The following is an 18340-nucleotide window of genomic DNA, read 5'->3' as shown; positions in this document are numbered from 1 at the left end:
TAGCGCAATTCTTTCTCATGCAAGTCAACTGGCAATCTGTCAAAACCTACGAAGATATCCTTTATCACAAAACTGATGGTATTGCAAAAATCACCATCAACCGCCCGCATAAACGTAATGCTTTCCGTCCTAAAACTGTCTTTGAACTCTATGATGCCTTTTGTGATGCCCGTGAAGATACAAATATTGGCGTAGTTCTATTTACTGGTGCTGGCCCCCATACTGATGGCAAATATGCTTTTTGTTCTGGTGGTGATCAAAGTGTGCGGGGAGAGGCGGGTTATGTAGATGATGCTGGGATTCCCCGATTGAATGTGTTGGATTTGCAGCGTTTGATACGTTCGATGCCGAAAGTTGTGATTGCTTTAGTTGCGGGATATGCGATCGGTGGTGGACATGTTTTACATTTGATTTGCGACCTCACCATTGCTGCTGATAATGCTATTTTTGGACAAACTGGCCCCAAAGTTGGCAGTTTTGATGGTGGTTTTGGTGCTAGTTATCTCGCCCGCAGTGTTGGGCAAAAAAAGGCACGAGAAATTTGGTTTCTCTGCCGTCAATATAATGCTAAAGAGGCGCTAGATATGGGTTTAATTAACTGTATTGTGCCGATAGAACAATTAGAAAATGAAGGTGTTCAATGGGCGCAAGAAATTTTACAAAAAAGTCCCATCGCCATTCGCTGTCTCAAAGCTGCATTCAACGCTGATTGTGATGGACAAGCTGGTTTGCAAGAACTCGCGGGGAATGCAACTTTACTGTATTACATGACAGAAGAGGGTGCTGAAGGCAAACAGGCATTTTTAGAAAAGCGATCGCCAAATTTTCGTTCCTTCCCTTGGCTACCTTAATATGGCAAAAATCGCACCTTTGAAGCATACCAATTTGAGCTTAGGTAGTTTAGCGTTGTCTAGAAAAGCTTTTTGACAAAGTTTTCAATTCACAAGCCAAAATTGGTATTAGGTGCGATTTTTTGAGATGTCAACGTTTACAGCACTAGCAATTTTCAAGAGAAATATTTTTTTAATGTCTATAAACTGAGTCTAACAAGAAATAGTGGCTAAATTAGCACTCACCGTTTTAGCCTCAGTCTCTTCAGTAATTAAATTAGCTATTTCTTCAATAGGCACAACTGTTATATTGTCGGCAACAGAAACTAGAGAATGGCCACCATTTAATACTGGTGTACCATCTGGCAAACTCCAAGAATCTTCTAAAGTTTCCCAAGAAGGCGCAAAAGGTGGAAGCGCTAAAGAGCAAGCTTTCCAACTGGCTTGCACCGTCGCTCCCAACTGTTGACACATTCCGCCACGGCGACCTTCTGGTTTGTAATGACGACAATATCTACAGGCAGATGTCAAAAAGTTTATCGGTTTCATTTGAGTTCATCTTTAGTGCTGTTCAGGGCTGTCTTGCATATTTATATTCTGCGCCTAGATATAAATACGTAATATTGGCAGCAAATTATTATTTACACTAGGTTCTAGCGATCCCAACAGAAAAATAAACTTCATGATGTTTTTAGAATCTTGTTATATTTTTAAATGATTGTTAAAGTACTTACCTACTAATTTTTGGCTGAAAATAGCTAGGGATCAAGGCTAAAACTCAAAGTTTAGATTTAACTTATGTTTAGCTTTAATGTTTCAAACAAGCTTATATATAGCTAGTTAACGATAGATTTGTGTATCTAATTTAGCAATCAAGGATGAAATTTACATAATTCTTACTGAGACATCATCTGTGAAATTTTATTGGCTGAGACATCCTTTTTACTAAATCAAGTACTCAGTCATTTTGAAAATTCAACATTGTATGTGTCGATCAGTACTAAGAAATTAGAGAACAACAGGAAAATAATTTAGTGGCATTTTAGACAATTTGCCTAAATAAATTACTTAAAATCCTGGCAATAACAAAAAAATAGATGGCTTTAGTTAAGCCAAAAAATCTATATGAGGACTGTCAAGGTCTTTTAACATCTCAGGCAGAAATATTAGACCTTAGTTTTAGACTTATTTTTGTTAAACCAATTAGCCGAATCCTGAGTTTTTGGGATAAATATCAACTTGAAATCTCAGTTATTAATTTCTAACTATTTGTTAAAAGGCTAGAAATTAACCTATATTTCTTAAGTATTTCTCAGAGGGTGACGGTAAAATATGAACTTTACCAAAACTTTTCGAGTTTTTTTGTAAAAATATCAACTTTATTAAATTTTAGTTGAAAAATATTAAGTGTTTGACTGTTCTTAAACCGACGTATTGACAGCAAAAATCAACAGTGTGGGTACAAGTAAACCCTTATCCTCTAAGCCTTACACCCAATCTCAATCAATAACTTATGCTCAAAACTGCTTAGAGGCACAAACAGCACAAACTTGCCAGCGCTGGAGTTCCCCTGGAGGCGTAGGAGATTGGCAATGGGGACAAAGAGGTAAACCATGCGATCGCACTTGCATTTTTTTAGCCCATAGTCCAAAGGCAGTCTGAGGATTTTCCAAGGCCTGCGAATCATCACGCTGCACATCACTCACATTTCCCAGATAACTAGGATGTTCTTGCGGCGAATCTGTGAGTTGTTGCTGTGGCTTTGCTGAAGGATTCTGCCACCCAGCTGTAGAAAAGCGGATATCAACCAACGGGTTAGGCAAATTTTCATTTAACTTTAACAGGATGATTTGGCGTTTAAAAGCCAGATTTTGCGCCCAAGCAGCACTTGAAGTCGCCACTCGCAAAACATCACGCTGAATCACTAACGGTTGGGTATGTTTAGCGGCTGCTGCACCTACCACTTCTGCCCAAAAATGAAGCACTTTTTGAAATGGCTGCTCTTGCCATCTGGCTTGTTGTTCTAAAAAGCCTAAAATATCATTGACTGATTTCCAAGACATTCTTACTTCAAAGTGCTGAGTGCTGAAATTCAAGATAGTTCCAGAAAGTCTATAGTGATGCGAAATTTTTCGCTAGTATTAGCACAAATTAGCTCTATTCCATTCCATAGTCTAGGTTTGAGGCAGACAGGTAATGAGTCAAAACTCGCCAATAGATTCCGGTATTCAATCATCTAAACCACCTGAGTTGAAGCCACCACTAGCCGCAGCCCTGGCCAGTTTGGAAGTGCAACTAGATCAAGAGTTGGCTAGATACCGTCGTTCACGCATAGCATCAAAAACAGCTTATCAATCCCGTACAGGCAATAACATTAACACTCAAACCCAGGACACAACAGAAATAACAGCACTAGGGGGCAAAATTCAGCTACCTGTAACTGAAGTTAAAACGAGTATACAGCCTGCATCTGTAACTGAAGTATCTCTAGAGAAACCAGTAGCAACAGCTAAGGCGGAAACGACAGAACAGCCCCAACAGAAATTTTCTAGCAGTTCCAGCCAAACTCAAATTCCCCTACCATCACCAAATTCTACTAGCAGTAGCAGTATAGTGCCTGCCACGGCTCAAGTTACTCCCAGTGAAAATCTGATGCAGGCAAAGGAAACTCCAACTCAGCCAGACGATTATTTGGAATCGAGTGAAGCATTGCTGCGGAGTTTAAATGATGAACAACAACAACAAACAAAGCCCCCCAGTAATTCTAACGATACCCTGCTATCACCTTTAGGTATCGGCTCGATGTTGTTGCTGTTGATGGCTAGTTTGACATTGGGTTACATAGTGTTTAATCCAAAAAGCTTGCCACAGTTGAGTTTCGATAAAATATTTAATAGTAATTCCGCTGCTAATACCGATAAAACTCAGACCCAGGAAACAGCCAGCCAGCCCCAGTCTCCAGCCCAAACGGAACTTACACCCATACCGAAATATCCCAATTTGGCGACGAAAGAGTTTCCTGAGCTGAAAGACCCCAACGATATAGTTGGTTTACAACCAAAAACTCCTCCAAGAGCGATCGCACCTGTAAATCCACCTGTGGTAATTTCTACTCCAGTTGCACCACCAGTGGTTAACCCCTTACCGGATGTGCAGCCAGTACAGCCGTTGAATCTACCGCCTATCGCCACAGCACAACCTGTACCGCAGCCGACCGTGACTCCCCCACAGGTAAATGCCGAAATCCAACCAGCAGCAGATGGGTTTTATCATATCGTTATGGATAATGAAGGCGATCGCACGGTTACTTCTGTACGGCAAGTAGTTCCCGATGCTTATTTATCGCGCGACCAAAAGCTGATTTATCTCGGTGCGTTAAAAACTAAAGAGCAAGTGCAGAAAAGATTACAAGAACTACAAGCCAAAGGCATTAAAGCACGGGTGCAGTAGCCATAAGTGATAAAAATCTACGATAGGATGAGGAAAACATCGACAAAATGCTCTGCCTGTTGACTGACAACAAGCGAAAAATGTGGTCTTGGGGTCTCCCCAAGAAAAGCAATTTTTCAAGAGAGTGAATGGAGAGCCGATATGGAATTAATCAAACGTATCCTGCGGGTAATTCGCGCTAACCTCAATAGTCTGATAGGCAGTGCAGAAGATCCAGAAAAAATTTTGGAACAAGCCGTCGCCGAAATGCAAGAAAATTTAGTGCGCTTGCGACAGGGGTTAGCACAAGCCATCGCTACCCAAAAACGCACTGAACGCCAAGCAATAGCCGCCCAATCCACGGCAGAAACATGGTATCGCAATGCCCAAATTGCCATAGAAAAAGGCAATGAACCTCTAGCCAGAGAAGCTCTAACCAAGCGTCGCGCCTATCAAGAAACGGCCACTTCCCTCTCCCATCAAATCGGTCAACAAACCGAAATTATCGAGCGACTGAAGAAAGATATGCGATCGCTCGAAGTCAAGATTTCGGAAGCCAAAACCAAAAAAGATATGTATATTGCCCGCGCCCGTTCAGCGGAAGCATCCTATCGACTTCAAGAAATGCTCAGTGGAGCTTCGGCTACTAGTAGTCTCAATGCGTTTGAACGTATGGAAGAGAAGGTTTTTCAGATTGAAGCGAAATCAGCAGCTATCGCCCAACTAGACGGTGATGATTTGCAAAAACAATTTGCTTCTCTAGAATCTGCTAAAAGTATTGATGCAGAATTGGCAACAATGAAACAACAGGCACTGCATGAATCAGAAAATACACCTCAACAGCAATTGCCTCCAGATTCAGAGCCATAAAAAGTAGTCAATCGCTATAGTCAGGGTATATCTTAACAATTAAGAGGTATCAGGAGGTACCGAACCAAGCCGGAAAGATTACATTTAAATAAGAAACTATTAAATAGTAAAAACCTTAACTGTTCATCCAAGTACCGAAACTGCAAAAGGAAAAGAAATTATGGGATTATTCGATCGCATTAAGCGAGTAGTCAGTGCAAATATCAATGATTTGGTAAATAAAGCTGAAGACCCAGAAAAAATGCTAGAGCAAGCCATCCTGGAAATGCAGGAAGACTTGGTGCAGTTGCGTCAGGGTGTGGCTCAAGCGATCGCCGCCCAAAAACGCACTGAAAAACAGTACAATGATGCCCAAAATGAAATCAACAAATGGCAGCGTAATGCTCAACTCGCACTACAAAAAGGCGATGAAAATCTCGCACGCCAAGCTCTAGAACGGAAAAAGACGTTCACTGAAACCGGCACAGCACTCAAAACTAGTTTAGATCAGCAAAGTACTCAAGTTGAAACACTGAAGCGCAATTTAATCCAGCTAGAAAGTAAAATTTCCGAAGCCAAGACCAAAAAAGAAATGCTCAAGGCGCGGATTACTACCGCCAAAGCCCAAGAGCAACTTGAAGGTATGGTGCGCGGTATGAATAGCAGCAGTGCAATGGCGGCTTTCGAGCGGATGGAAGAAAAAGTCCTGATGCAAGAAGCCCGCGCCCAATCAGCCGCAGAGTTGGCTGGCTCGGATTTAGAAAGTCAATTTGCCAAGCTAGAAGCTGGTAGCGATGTGGATGATGAATTGGCTGCTTTAAAAGCATCTCTACTACCACCCGCAACTCCAGCTAATCAGAACTTACTACCACCAGAGCAAACTACTCCTTCCCAAACAACCCCTCCCAAATCGAATGAAGTAGTTGATGCTGAGTTAGAATCTTTACGCAAGCAACTAGATCAAATGTAAAATTTTGTTAGATACTGATTTGAGCCAGTCCCACACCTGTTGGTTGTGGGATTTTGCGTCGGTGGTCAAAAGTCAATGGTTGAGAATTCTTGTAGTGAACAATAAACTATAGACTTTGGACTATTGACAACTTTGGGATAAAGTATTTTTTGTGCCAAGTAATTGATGTCAACTAATGGAGACTGCCATGAGTAAGGGTGTAATCACCATCACTGATGCTGAGTTTGAAACCGAAGTGTTGAAATCTGAGCAGCCTGTATTAGTTTACTTTTGGGCTTCTTGGTGTGGCCCATGTCAGTTGATGTCACCACTGATTAATCTAGCTGCCAACAAATTTAGCGATCGCCTAAAAGTTGTCAAAATGGAAATTGACCCCAATCCAGTTTCTGTGAAGCAGTACGGGGTAGAAGGCGTACCAGCCTTAAGACTCATTCAAGGGGAAAAATTATTAGAAGCAACCGAGGGCGTTATTGGTAAAGAAAAATTACTGAGTCTACTAGATACGCATTTAAATCAAAATTAGTCAATAGTCAATAGTCAATACTATGGACTATTGACCATTGACCATTGACCCTTGACCCTTGACTAATATGCAATTTGCACAGCGTTTACAACCTCTACAATTTAACGTGTTTGCTGAGATGGACAGAGCCAAAGCTGCGGCTTTGTCAGTCGGACAACAGTTAATTGATTTGTCACTGGGGTCTTCTGATTTACCTACAGAGGCGCACGTTCTGGAAGCGATCGCCCAATCTCTCGATGACCAGAGTACTCACGGTTATTTGTTATTTAACGGCACGCAAGCATTTCGTCAAGCTGCGGCTGACTGGTATGAGCAAAAATTTGGCATCAAGGTTGATCCAGAAACAGAGGTGCTACCTTTAATTGGTTCCCAAGAAGGTACGGCTCACTTACCTCTGGCATTATTAAATCCTGGTGATTTTGCCTTATTGCTCGACCCTGGTTATCCATCCCATGCAGGCGGAGTCTATTTAGCCAGTGGACAAATTTATCCTATGCCTCTACTGGCAGAAAATGGTTTTTTACCAGTATTAGCAGATATTCCCGCCCCTGTTGTGGCGCAGTCGAAGATGATGGTGTTGAGCTATCCCCATAATCCCACAGCGGCGATCGCACCTTTGGCATTTTTCCAAGAAGCAGTGGCTTTTTGTCAACAACACAATATTGTTTTAGTTCACGATTTCCCTTATGTAGATTTAGTATTTGCAGAAACTGCGGGAATAGGCGAGGGTTTTCCTCAGTCTTTAGTTCCTTCAATTCTGCAAGCTGATCCAGAAAAAAGCGTCTCAATTGAATTTTTCACGCTTTCTAAGTCTTACAACATGGGCGGTTTCCGCATTGGGTACGCTATTGGCAATGCTGAGTTAATCAAAGCTTTACGTCAAATCAAAGCCGCAGTTGATTTTAATCAGTATAGAGGGATTTTAAATGGGGCGATCGCTGCCCTGTCTGGGCCGCAAGCCGGAGTAACAACTACCGTCGCTACCTTCCGTCAACGACGTGATGCTTTCGTGAATGCCTTACATCGCATTGGTTGGCAAGTTCCTAGCCCTCAAGCCACTATGTATATTTGGGCTAAGTTATCTTCTCCTTGGCAAAACAATTCTGTCGAATTTTGTACCCAGTTAGTTAAACAAACTGGCGTAGCCGCTTCTCCTGGCGCTGGTTTTGGTAAATCTGGCGAAGGATATGTCCGTTTTGCTTTGGTACACGAACCACCTTTGTTAGAAACTGCTGTGGAAAGAATTGCGAAGTTTCTTTAAGTACGTCGATGCTAAGTGGATTTATCAACTCTTGATGTTAAACTTGCCAGAATTTTATTAATACCCACCTACGCTGGGTTTGTTTAAGATAAACTACAGAGAAATTACTGAAATGTCATCGAGATATTACAATCTATCGACGACAGCAAATTACAAGTAATTAACACAGGTGCATGGCAAGTAGTGTGGTAAAAATTAGCGTTTGTGCTTTGTCTTTTGCAGTGATTGGTACTTTAGGACAGCAACCTCTTTGGGCATTCAGCAATACTTCAATAGCAGAAAATGTAGAAGAGATGAATTTTCAGTCTGAAGCCACTGAGGATGGGAAGAATATTGACAGCACACATCATTACTACACACCAAGTTTAATTCCTCAACAGCCTAGTACTACTAGTGCGGCTCCGCTATCAACTTACATTCAGCCATATAGCAATAGCTGGACAAACCTCAAGAGTGCATCTCCTCGCCCACGCAAAGTGCCAGAATCTTCAGCAGTATTAGGCTTGATGGCGATCTCAGGCTGGTTTGGCATACAACACAAACGGAAAAAAGCTCAGTAAAAAAGCCCCTTTTACAATCAGTGCAACATTAATGACATTTGTTAAATCAGTAATTATGTATAATTGCTGAAATCAATAACAAAATATTAGTCATCTTTTTATTCATAATCTACAACAGCTTTACCCAATTAAGTCTCCCAGTTTCTTAAACTGGTTTGGTGTGCGTAACTACTAAACATGGCTGAAAAGCTGGTGATTTTTTTAACCAGCCGCATTCTTAAAAAGCCAAAGCCTGTAGTCAGGCTAATCCAATTCTAGAAACAAAGACAGTATATAAAATTACCCCAAAACTGGTGGAGACAGTAAATGAAAAGAACTTTCCAAACACTTGTAATTGGTGCCTCATTGGCTGTTGGCGTGAGTGCGATCGCCTCTAACCCAGCACAAGCTACAACTTTTTCTTTTAATAACACCAACGAAATCAATACCTACACAGGTGGCTCAAACGGCCAGTTCATCAAGTCAGACACTACTGCTGCTGTTAAGGCTTTAACAGATAAAGATGCCAGTTCCAACGTTGAACTTTGGTACAGCAGTGAAAATCCTACTGCTAACGTTGGCTTTACTGCAACAAAAGGACAATACAGCGCCACTGTTAGCAGCGTCACTGCTGACGACTGGAATAGCTTTGGTTCACAATGGCTAGGTGATTTGTTGAGTACTTACACTCCATTTCAATCAGTTTGGAACAATTTTTCTGCCGACAGCAAGTCGCTAGTAACTAGTTATTTTCCTTCTTTGGGAATGGGAGACCCTAACATTGGTGGTTTCCAATTCGGTAAAAATGGTGGTGTAGAAATACAGTTAGTTGGTCACTTGGATGTAAAAAATAAACTTGCAACCACTATTTCGCTCAAAGTTAATGACACTTGGAATTCAATTAAATCACAGTTTCCTCAACAAACAACTCTTCCAACTCTTTCACAAGTTGGAAGTTTAATTCCACAATTGCAAGCGCAACTGGATGCTATTCCTGGACAAATCACCACAGCGCAAACTAACCTGAACACTGTTAATGGAAACATCACCACAGCGCAAACTAACCTGAACGCTGTTAACGCACAAATTGCTACACTAGAAGCTCAACGAAGTGCAACTAGCAATACAACACTAAAACAAACATTAACAACTCAAATCAATGGACTGAATAGTACCAAAACTCAACTAACAACCACACTCAACACTCTCAATAACACCAAAACTCAACTAACAACCGCAATCAACACCCTCAATACCGCCAAAACTCAACTACCAGGTCAAATCTCTAAACTCACATCATTTAAGGATGTACTTAGCCTGGAAGCTGCATTAAATGCGTATCAAGGTCAAATCGGTGCTAGTGAAATTGCCAAAGTAGTTACTGGTGGTAAGACTTACTACGCTTACAGCTTTAACTCTACTGCATCCGGTATTACCGCTTCTGATGACGGTGTATCTTACAGTGCTATTTATAATTGGCAAACACCAGGATATGTTTCTTCGACTTCTGTACCAGAACCTTCGGTAGTACTTGGTATGTTAGGTATAGCTGGAATCGTTGCTAAACAACGTAAATTAAAAAAAGTATCAGGTTGAGACTCCGGTTTCCATCTTAAATAATCAGCCAAGGAGCAAGTTCTGCTCCTTTTTTTTATAAAAAATTAATCTGTTTTAAGTAAAATTACTGTTGTTTATATCACTATGTTAAGTAATTTATGTAAGTATATTTACATTAATAGGGATGCTAAAAAAATTAAGTTTTGTTAAAAAAATCAAATAAATATAGGATAAAAATTAAGTTTTTATGAAGATTTTTCAATAAAGAGCAATCATGCTATTTATTGAATATTAGAAAAAAATTAATTTTTATTTACTATTGTTTGAAACAGCAAAATATCTTCAAAGTAGAAAAACTTAATTCAACAACACCATAGATTCTTTGTTATTCCATTTATCAGCTTAATAAGTATTTTTTGGAATATTAGTCTTAAATTATATTTCCTAATGACAGCACATTTACTTACCATAAATCAGCAAGTGCATCTACATCAATTAAAAAGGATTTTACTCATTGAAGATAATGATGTAAATAGAATGTTGCTGAGTGATTATCTAGGTTACTGTGGATATCATGTCAAAAGTCTATCAAATGGCGCAGCTTTGTTCTCAACAATAGAAAACTTTCAGCCAGATTTAATGTTACTAGACTTAAAATTACCAGATGTTGATGGTTATTGGCTGCTAGAACAAATCCAACAACATTCATATTTACCAAAAATACCTATTATTGTGGTTTCAGCCTTTGCTTTTAAAGCAGATCAAGAGCGAGCTATAAGTTTAGGCGCTCGTCGTTATCTTGTCAAACCTATAAACTTGAGTGCTTTGATGATGACGATTCAAGAAGAGTTGGCTTGTCACTGCATCTAAAATTTTGAATTTTGACGATTTTTATATTTAAAATTCACATTTTGATTACTTCAAAATATCTAGATTTTTCGTAATTTTACGGAAATTGATTTTTCAATTAGACAAAATCATACATTTTTACGCTACTTTCTGAATATAAATAATACTGTCAAGAACAATATACCCTATAAAAGCTGTTCAGCGTTTTAGCCGAGCATATACGTCAATAATTTTAGATATTGATTATCATAGAATTATTAACCTTTAGATTGAGTTAACAATTCAAGTAATCGCTGAAGTTAGCAAATTGGTGATTTTGACATATTATCACATAAAATCCTAGTTGCTGAGGATAATAATTTCCTCTTGCTTAAACCCCAAAAAAGTTTACAGGAGTTAGGATGTAAGGTTTTAGATATGGCTGATGTTGGAGAGTAAGCTGTAAACCATCTGAGAGATTTTCCTAAAGTTAGTATTATTTAATATCACATTAATTGAGAAAAGCTGTGGTAGATGAGCTAATATGTTTCTGCCAAATAAGTCTATCTGTAGAAGACAGGGAACAGAAACAACAAGCTTATCTTAACTGGATTGCTAGATAATCATCTCAATATTATCTCTAAAAATTTTTACATATTCGTATTATATAGCGGTTTCCCATTATATAAATTCTCACTTATCTAACCACTGTTCTCAGTAAATTATACCTCACTAAAACGAGAAACGCTATATTTAAATAGGTATTTGGTATATATGAAATTACATCAGAAAAAACCAAGTGATTCTAGAAAAGATGTTGTAAAATCTTTGGCAGAAACAGAATTGCATATTACTGCCAAAATGGCTATTGATCAGCACAAAATTAACAAACAAATGCAAGAAGAACAGCAACCAATGGTGGCAATTATTAACAGTATGCAACATGCTGTAATTGTCACAGATACTCATGGTTGCATTCAATTTATGAATTTAATGGCTGAAGCACTCACAGGTTGGCACTCAAAAGAGGCTTGTGGGAAAAGTTTGGCAGAAGTTATGCAATTAATTGACAAAGATATAGAAGAAACCATTGAAAACTTAGCGACACTAACAATAGTAACAGGAGCAATTTTACATTTACCAGATAACTGTGTGTTAGTTGCTAAAAACGGTAGAGAAATACTAGTAGGAGATTATGCTGTACCTGTTCGTGATAGTAATAACAATATTACTAGTGTAGTAATAGTTCTTCAAGAAGTTACCCAACGCAAACTCATAGAGTCACAATTACTCCAAAATGCCTTTTATGATGGACTGACAGCATTACCAAATCGAGCTTTATTTTTAGATCGATTGAAGCAAGCGGTAGAAAGAAGTAAACGCCGAATAGATTACCGTTTTGGAATTTTATTTTTAGATTTAGATGGCTTTCAAGAAATTAACGATCGCTTTGGCCATGCAATGGGCGATGATTTACTAGTAGCGATCGCTCGCAGGCTCGAATCGTGTCTCCGTAGTGGTGATACCGTTGGACGGTTTAGTGGTGATGAGTTTGCGGTGCTGCTAGAAGATATTAAAGATATTAATGATGCTATTAACGTTGCCAAACGAATTCAAGATACTTTAGGCTTACCCTTGACCTTAAATGGAAATCTGATTTCTACCACAGCCAGTATAGGTATTACCATCAATCAAGGTGGTGGAGACCAACCGGAAAAATTACTGCAAAATGCGGATGCAGCTATGTATCATGCTAAACAGCAGGGAAAAGCCCGTTATGCTGTATTTGATGTAATTGTTAAGCATGATAGTCAGGAATAGGCTGGAAAGTCCTTTGGTGTTTGTGTATAAAAAGTTGCTATAGCATGATTGGAGATGGAATTGCTGTTACCCTCACAAACCTTCAGATGAAATGGATAAAAATTATAGCAGAAGGCAGAAGGAAGTCTTACTATTCCTGGCATTTACGCTTTCAAGTTGTAATAACATAATATGACTACCGCTATAAAAATATAAAAAAGGGTGGTAATTGCCCACCCTAATTGCAAAGTTGAATTGTGAATTTCACACAACAGATTTAAACCACAGCCGATACTTCCTTCTGAAAATAAGCCTGCATAACTCTTTCAGCAATTTGACGACTAGTTAAACCTAATTCTGCCTTAGATTCTTCTGGGGTAGCGTGTTCAACTAACGTGTCTGGGATACCAATACGCTTCACGGGGACAACAATATCAGCATCAAGTAAAGCTTCAGCCACAGCAGAACCAAAGCCACCCATCACACAACCTTCTTCCAGAGTGACAACGCGACCAATTTTCTTAGCCAATGGTAAAATCAACTCTGTATCTAAAGGCTTGACAAAACGCGCATTAATCACTGTTGCTTCAATGCCGTGTTCGCTGAGAATCTCCGCCACCTGCATACTGGGGTAAACCATTGTGCCGTAGCCAATGATTAATACATCATCACCATTGCGGAGAATTTCACCCTTACCAATTTCCAAAGGTTCCCAACCTTCTTCCATTAAGGGTACACCGTGACCATTACCACGAGGGAAGCGCATAGCGATCGGGCTACTGGTATGATTAATCCCAGTGACCATCATCTGTTGCAATTCTGCTTCATCCTTCGGTGCCATTAACACGATGTTAGGAATGCAGCGCAAATAAGCAATATCATACATTCCTTGATGGGTGGGGCCATCAGCGCCAACAATTCCCGCCCTGTCTAGACAGAAGAAGACGGGCAAGTTTTGAATACAAACATCGTGAATAATTTGGTCGTAAGCCCGTTGTAGAAAGGTTGAGTAGATAGCAGCCACAGGACGCATCCCTTCTGATGCTAAACCCGCAGCTAAAGTTACAGCGTGTTGTTCGGCGATGCCAACATCTATATATTGATTAGGTAGTTTAGCTTGTAGCTTGTCTAAACCTGTACCAGTTGCCATTGCTGCTGTAATACCAATGATTTTCGGGTTTTGTTCAGCAAGTTTGACTAAGGTATGGGCAAAGACTTTGGCATAAGCGGGGGGTTTGGGTTTGCTGGAAGGAATAGCTTTGCCAGTTGTTAAATTAAAAGGCGTTTGGGCATGGTAGCCTACTTGGTCTTGTTCAGCAATTTCATAGCCTTTACCTTTGATTGTGGCTACGTGTACCAAAACTGGCCCTTGTATTTGATGCGCCTGTTGGAAAGTTGCAATCAATTCTTCTAAGTTGTGTCCATCAACTGGCCCCATGTAGGTAAAGCCAAGTTCTTCAAATACCGCCCCCACTTTGGGAACCGCCAAGCGCTTCATTCCCTCTTTAATGCGTCCCAATTCGGGAGACAGAGATTCACCAACGAAAGGAATTTGTTTGAATTGTTCTTCAAAGTTATCTTTGATGAATTGTACTGGCGGGCTAAGGCGCATTTTGTTGAGATAGCGAGGAATCGCACCCACATTGGGAGAAATCGACATCTCGTTATCGTTGAGAACCACTAGCAAGTTAGTTTTAGGCATGTGTCCAGCATGGTTGATGGCTTCCAATGCCATACCACCGGTTAAAGCACCATCACCAATGACAGCCACAGATTTAAATTTTTCGCCTTTGGCATCTCTGGCTAATGCCATACCCAAGGCGGCGGAGATACTTGTAGAAGCATGGCCAGCCCCAAAGTGGTCGAATTTGCTTTCGCCGCGCTTGAGATAACCAGCAATTCCGTCTTTTTGTCTGAGGGTATGAAAGTTAGCGTAACGTCCTGTAATCAGTTTGTGGGGATAAGCTTGGTGTCCTACATCCCAAATAACTTTATCCCGATCTAAATCTAATGTTTGGTAAAGCCCTAGAGTTAACTCTACAACACCCAAACCCGGCCCTAGATGACCCCCTGTTGCGGCTACTGTTTGGAGGTGTTTATCGCGGATTTGACGCGCAATCTGTTGCAGTTGCCGGATAGATAAACCGTGCAACTGATTAGGATGGGTGATTTCACTCAGATGCATATTATAGGGTTTTCCTCTCTAATTTCTACTTCTGGTATTCTGATTTTCCCACGGTCGGGTTGTCCCCACGATTATGAGGAGTTGCAATTCTGTTACATAACCCATTAAGAATTAGAACTTACGTAATCAAACTCTCTCAGAATTTACTTACAAAGATTGTCTGTGGAAATTGGGTGTAAGAGTTTTGCATACCCATAAGCCCCGGTAAAATTGGCAAAACCATTAATTTTTCGTTGAATTGCGTAAATTTTGGGAATATGGGTAAGTTACCTCGGTTACTAAGGGGAAACTGTATTATCAGGCACACTCGGCACTTCTGGTGTATCTGGTAGTTGTCTTTGGCGTTGCAAATATTTACTCAATACGTAAGCCATATCCCCACGAGTCATAGGTTGTAATGGAGAAATATTACCTTGGCTATCTGTGTTGACAAATCCTTCTGAGACTACAGTCGCGATCGCTTTTCTCGCCCAGGTGGGAATTGATGTAGCATCAGGATGAGAGGAGAGAATGTCATTGACAGTATTATCATCAAATTGAAATACACCATAAGCTTGGGCAAATATGGCTAAAGCTTCTGCCCTGGTTACTCTTTGGTTGGGAAAAAATAAATTCCCCCGATAGCCTTTCATAATGTCTGTTTTTAAGACTATCTGAATATCGTTAAATGCCCGATTAGAGGCTGGGACATCGGCAATTACAACGTTTTCTTGACTAACAGCTTGTCGTTTATCTAGTCGAAAGACTTTCACCATAATTGAGGCTAATTCTGCCCGACTCAGCAATCTTTCAGGATAAAAATTGCCATCGGCAGAATTTGTCATCCATTGGGCTTTAATTACCTGTTGAATGGGATCTGAGCTTGTCTGAGAAGGAGTTTCTGTTGATTGTGCCTGAACACTTAGAGGAAAACTTTGGAGTAGCACAACTAAAGAAATAGCACTAAAGTACTGGCTGATATTTCTCATTATTTTCAGATACTCATTTATAAATACAACAAACTGTCAAACAATTTTAGATTTTGGATTTTAGATTTTACCCATCTGATGATGACGCAGAATAATTAAGAAATGTTGCGAAGCTGAGTTGAAGATTACAGTTACCAGTTACCAGTTACCAGTTACCAGTTACCAGTTACCAGTTACCAGCAAACTGTAGCTCACAATAATTTTTGTAGTAAAGCGATATCTGATAAACAAAACAAAAATCATCTAAAAAGGAGTTTGAGAATGCAGCAACACACATTTAAGCAACATCCGAGGCTAGGTACGGAAGTATTACAAGGTGGCAATTTAAGGGAACTCACAAACCAACAAAGACAGGAATTTAAACAATCGCTTTGGGAGAATGGGGTAATTGTCGTCAGAAATCAAAACATGACGGCATCACAATTGCAGGAATTTACCAACCATACTTTTGGCGAGTCAGGCTTTAAGTATCTGCCGAAATCTCTAGATCCAGATATTCACCCAGATTTGCAAAGTCCTGGTGTATCTATTTTAGGAAATCCCAAAGAAAGCTCTCCAGAAATCATCGGACAATTTGCTTGGCAATGGCATCATGATAAAGACCATCTGCCCAGAACAGACGGTCTAGATATGAATTCTTTGTATGTGGTGATGTTGTACGGGGTGGAAATACCAGTACAAGGACTGGATGGCAAACCCCACACTACCGAATTTATTGACATGGTAGAAGCTTATCAAAATCTTGAACCTGGATATCGGCGGCAATTAGAGCAAATGTCTATGTATCATCTGCCGCCCAGAACTTATAAGCTAGGGTCTGATGTGCCAATGAAAAAGCATCCTATCGTCTCAACTCATAAAGTAACTGGACACAAAGGATTATATCTAGGTTCAGACACATCAATAGCTGTAGGCATGGAAGATGACCTGAGTTTGGCGAAACAGTTTTGGCAGGAACTATTTCAAAGAATTTTAGAATGTACGCCAGTTTACGCTCATGTTTGGCAGCCTGGAGATTTAGTTGTTTGGGATAACTCACAAGTTATGCACGCAGGTATTCCTTATGATGGCAGTAAGTATAAGCGTGTGGCATTACGTGTTGCCGCCGTGGATAAGACCCAAATTGTCTAAAGCTGAAAGCATTTGTGCGAATTGTGTTGATATTTTCTACGTGCCTCTGTAAGTTAAATGAATTATATTTGGCTTACAGAGGCGCATGAATTAAAGGGTTAAGCGCTAATTTTACCAGGGGCCCCAAATCGCAAAAGTGATTCCTGGGGTTTGTATATTTGCAAACATAGTTTGTCCATCAGGTGAGAAACAAACTCCAGCAAATTCATTGCTATTCAAGCGATTACGAGCAAATTTATAGAGGGAGCCGGTTGGCGTGATACCCACGATGAAATCAGTACCATCACCATCTTCACAAAGAAAGATGTCTCGATTGGGAAAAACGACAATATTGTCTGGATTGTCTAGCACACCAGAATTGTTAGGTTCAATATATAGCTCAACGGTATTGTTAGTGGGTGAATAACGCCAGATTTGCCCATCTCCAGTACTACCCCCACTCTTACAAGTGAAGTAGACATAACCACTGCCATAAAATATGCCTTCCCCACCAGAAAACCTCGCAGCACCGCTGTTATACCCTGCTGTTCTGACAGTATCAGAGGTGGGATCAGGATTAGTAATCTGTACCCAGTTCACCGACCTAGGTGTATTTTTGGGGAAACCTGTAGCGGTGTTGATTCCAGACGACCCTACAATCCTTAAGGCGTATAACGTGCCACCAGCACTCAGATTGTTAATGTTATTGGGAACGAAGCGGTAGAACAGTCCATTTGGCTGGTCTTCCGTCATGTAGATATACCCTGTGTTGGGGTCTACAGCAGCAGCTTCGTGATTAAAACGCCCCATAGCGGTTAGAGGAACTGGAGTAACAAAAGTATTGGCGCTGCTAGGAACTTCAAACACATAACCATGCTTTTTGCCGTTATTGGTTTCAAAGGTTTCTTCGCAACTTAACCAAGACCCTGAAGGTGTAGGGCCACCAGCACAATTGCGAATAGTTCCCGCTAGGACTCCCCGATGTTCTACCAAGTTGCGAGAAGAATTAACGACCAATTTCGTACAACCACCTCTTGCGCTGGTGTTGTACTTGCTACCAGTAGGAGCATTCAAACCATTGCTCGAAGTGGGCGTGAGTTCGTGGTTCCGAATCAGAATTGTATTACCATTGGCTCCAGCAAAGGCGGCCATACCATCATGTCCCCCAGGAACTGTATAGCCGTCGGTCATGGTTTGCCCTGTTTCTGATAATCTCCTGTAAGAGAATCCCGCGGGTAAATCTAAGACACCTAGAGGGTCAGTTTGCAAAGCACCGTAAGGCCCGGCCGCTAAAGTGCGTTGGGCATAAAAAGCTTGTAATGGCGATAAGAGAACTGCACCAGCTGTTCCGGTTCCAGCTAGAGTAAAAAATTTCCGCCTTGATAAAGTCACTATGTTCTCCTGAATTTGGGTACAATTTGCTGACGACTTAATTGCTAGTCGCTACTCAGGAGTTTTAAGTGATGAATGTTAAGAGACAGCTAAGATAAC

Annotated in this window: 16 protein-coding genes; 11 read left to right on the top strand and 5 right to left on the bottom strand. The window is 40.5% G+C overall.

Annotation, left to right across the window (positions count from 1 at the left end; all coding sequences use genetic code 11):
• Nucleotides 1-17: 17 nt before the first annotated feature.
• Nucleotides 18-851, top strand: a complete 834-nt coding sequence (gene menB, locus NCWK1_RS11740) for a 1,4-dihydroxy-2-naphthoyl-CoA synthase (protein WP_103124841.1) — start codon at nucleotides 18-20, stop codon at nucleotides 849-851.
• A 192-nt stretch (nucleotides 852-1043) separates the two neighbouring features.
• Here menB and NCWK1_RS11735 read toward each other — a convergent pair whose 3' ends face one another.
• A complete protein-coding gene (locus NCWK1_RS11735) occupies nucleotides 1044-1379 on the bottom strand; it encodes a hypothetical protein (protein ID WP_096578108.1) in 336 nt (111 codons plus the stop codon).
• A gap of 968 nt (nucleotides 1380-2347) precedes the next feature.
• A complete protein-coding gene (locus tag NCWK1_RS11730; RefSeq protein WP_103124840.1) occupies nucleotides 2348-2893 on the bottom strand; it encodes a DciA family protein in 546 nt (181 codons plus the stop codon).
• A 133-nt stretch (nucleotides 2894-3026) separates the two neighbouring features.
• Between NCWK1_RS11730 and NCWK1_RS11725 the strand changes: the two genes are divergently transcribed.
• The 9 genes from NCWK1_RS11725 (at nucleotide 3027) to NCWK1_RS11680 (ending at nucleotide 12607) form a co-directional block, all read left to right on the top strand.
• The gene (locus tag NCWK1_RS11725) at nucleotides 3027-4280 is read left to right on the top strand and encodes a hypothetical protein (RefSeq protein ID WP_103124839.1); all 1254 of its coding nucleotides are present in this window, start codon (nucleotides 3027-3029) and stop codon (nucleotides 4278-4280) included.
• A 141-nt stretch (nucleotides 4281-4421) separates the two neighbouring features.
• Entirely contained in the window at nucleotides 4422-5129 is a 708-nt protein-coding gene (locus tag NCWK1_RS11720; protein WP_103124838.1) for a PspA/IM30 family protein, read from the top strand.
• A gap of 160 nt (nucleotides 5130-5289) precedes the next feature.
• The gene (locus NCWK1_RS11715; protein ID WP_096578100.1) at nucleotides 5290-6078 is read left to right on the top strand and encodes a PspA/IM30 family protein; all 789 of its coding nucleotides are present in this window, start codon (nucleotides 5290-5292) and stop codon (nucleotides 6076-6078) included.
• Between the two features lie 187 nt (nucleotides 6079-6265).
• Nucleotides 6266-6601 (top strand): thioredoxin family protein, encoded by a 336-nt coding sequence (locus tag NCWK1_RS11710; RefSeq protein ID WP_096584998.1) that lies wholly within the window; start codon nucleotides 6266-6268, stop codon nucleotides 6599-6601.
• Between the two features lie 67 nt (nucleotides 6602-6668).
• Nucleotides 6669-7862 (top strand): LL-diaminopimelate aminotransferase, encoded by a 1194-nt coding sequence (locus tag NCWK1_RS11705; RefSeq protein WP_103124837.1) that lies wholly within the window; start codon nucleotides 6669-6671, stop codon nucleotides 7860-7862.
• A gap of 185 nt (nucleotides 7863-8047) precedes the next feature.
• Complete coding sequence (locus tag NCWK1_RS11700; RefSeq protein ID WP_146033978.1) at nucleotides 8048-8422, top strand: hypothetical protein; 375 nt, start codon at nucleotides 8048-8050, stop codon at nucleotides 8420-8422.
• Between the two features lie 306 nt (nucleotides 8423-8728).
• A complete protein-coding gene (locus NCWK1_RS29520) occupies nucleotides 8729-9997 on the top strand; it encodes an NF038130 family PEP-CTERM protein (protein ID WP_187308123.1) in 1269 nt (422 codons plus the stop codon).
• Between the two features lie 408 nt (nucleotides 9998-10405).
• Nucleotides 10406-10828: a response regulator gene (locus NCWK1_RS11685; protein WP_103124835.1), complete on the top strand. Its 423-nt coding sequence runs from the start codon at nucleotides 10406-10408 to the stop codon at nucleotides 10826-10828.
• 732 nt (nucleotides 10829-11560) lie between these two features.
• Nucleotides 11561-12607 carry a diguanylate cyclase domain-containing protein gene (locus NCWK1_RS11680; protein ID WP_103124834.1) on the top strand — a complete coding sequence of 349 codons (1047 nt, stop codon included), beginning with the start codon at nucleotides 11561-11563 and terminating at the stop codon, nucleotides 12605-12607.
• Between the two features lie 256 nt (nucleotides 12608-12863).
• Here the strand turns inward: NCWK1_RS11680 and dxs are convergent, their stop codons facing one another.
• Both dxs and NCWK1_RS11670 read right to left on the bottom strand, forming a co-directional pair.
• Nucleotides 12864-14771, bottom strand: coding sequence for a 1-deoxy-D-xylulose-5-phosphate synthase (dxs, locus tag NCWK1_RS11675; protein ID WP_103124833.1), 1908 nt, complete (start codon nucleotides 14769-14771; stop codon nucleotides 12864-12866).
• Nucleotides 14772-15049: 278 nt separating this feature from the next.
• Nucleotides 15050-15739, bottom strand: a complete 690-nt coding sequence (locus NCWK1_RS11670; RefSeq protein ID WP_096578088.1) for an S-layer homology domain-containing protein — start codon at nucleotides 15737-15739, stop codon at nucleotides 15050-15052.
• A 261-nt stretch (nucleotides 15740-16000) separates the two neighbouring features.
• Here NCWK1_RS11670 and NCWK1_RS11665 point away from each other — a divergent pair, with 261 nt between their 5' ends.
• On the top strand, nucleotides 16001-16870 hold the full coding sequence (locus tag NCWK1_RS11665) for a TauD/TfdA dioxygenase family protein (protein WP_103124832.1): 870 nt from the start codon (nucleotides 16001-16003) through the stop codon (nucleotides 16868-16870).
• Between the two features lie 111 nt (nucleotides 16871-16981).
• Here NCWK1_RS11665 and NCWK1_RS11660 read toward each other — a convergent pair whose 3' ends face one another.
• Nucleotides 16982-18241, bottom strand: coding sequence for an alkaline phosphatase PhoX (locus NCWK1_RS11660; RefSeq protein WP_096578084.1), 1260 nt, complete (start codon nucleotides 18239-18241; stop codon nucleotides 16982-16984).
• Between the last annotated feature and the right edge of the window lie 99 nt (nucleotides 18242-18340).

This window comes from Nostoc cycadae WK-1, from assembly GCF_002897135.1.
In the GTDB taxonomy this organism is placed as follows: Bacteria; Cyanobacteriota; Cyanobacteriia; order Cyanobacteriales; family Nostocaceae; genus Nostoc_B.
This window is presented reverse-complemented; position numbering and strand designations above follow the sequence as displayed.

Coding starts and splice junctions, on each gene's coding strand:
- menB (WP_103124841.1), top strand. CDS start 18: ATGCAAGTCAACTGGCAATCTGTCAAAACCTACGAAGATATCCTTTAT.
- NCWK1_RS11735 (WP_096578108.1), bottom strand. CDS start 1,379: ATGAAACCGATAAACTTTTTGACATCTGCCTGTAGATATTGTCGTCAT.
- NCWK1_RS11730 (WP_103124840.1), bottom strand. CDS start 2,893: ATGTCTTGGAAATCAGTCAATGATATTTTAGGCTTTTTAGAACAACAA.
- NCWK1_RS11725 (WP_103124839.1), top strand. CDS start 3,027: ATGAGTCAAAACTCGCCAATAGATTCCGGTATTCAATCATCTAAACCA.
- NCWK1_RS11720 (WP_103124838.1), top strand. CDS start 4,422: ATGGAATTAATCAAACGTATCCTGCGGGTAATTCGCGCTAACCTCAAT.
- NCWK1_RS11715 (WP_096578100.1), top strand. CDS start 5,290: ATGGGATTATTCGATCGCATTAAGCGAGTAGTCAGTGCAAATATCAAT.
- NCWK1_RS11710 (WP_096584998.1), top strand. CDS start 6,266: ATGAGTAAGGGTGTAATCACCATCACTGATGCTGAGTTTGAAACCGAA.
- NCWK1_RS11705 (WP_103124837.1), top strand. CDS start 6,669: ATGCAATTTGCACAGCGTTTACAACCTCTACAATTTAACGTGTTTGCT.
- NCWK1_RS29520 (WP_187308123.1), top strand. CDS start 8,729: ATGAAAAGAACTTTCCAAACACTTGTAATTGGTGCCTCATTGGCTGTT.
- NCWK1_RS11685 (WP_103124835.1), top strand. CDS start 10,406: ATGACAGCACATTTACTTACCATAAATCAGCAAGTGCATCTACATCAA.
- NCWK1_RS11680 (WP_103124834.1), top strand. CDS start 11,561: ATGAAATTACATCAGAAAAAACCAAGTGATTCTAGAAAAGATGTTGTA.
- dxs (WP_103124833.1), bottom strand. CDS start 14,771: ATGCATCTGAGTGAAATCACCCATCCTAATCAGTTGCACGGTTTATCT.
- NCWK1_RS11670 (WP_096578088.1), bottom strand. CDS start 15,739: ATGAGAAATATCAGCCAGTACTTTAGTGCTATTTCTTTAGTTGTGCTA.
- NCWK1_RS11665 (WP_103124832.1), top strand. CDS start 16,001: ATGCAGCAACACACATTTAAGCAACATCCGAGGCTAGGTACGGAAGTA.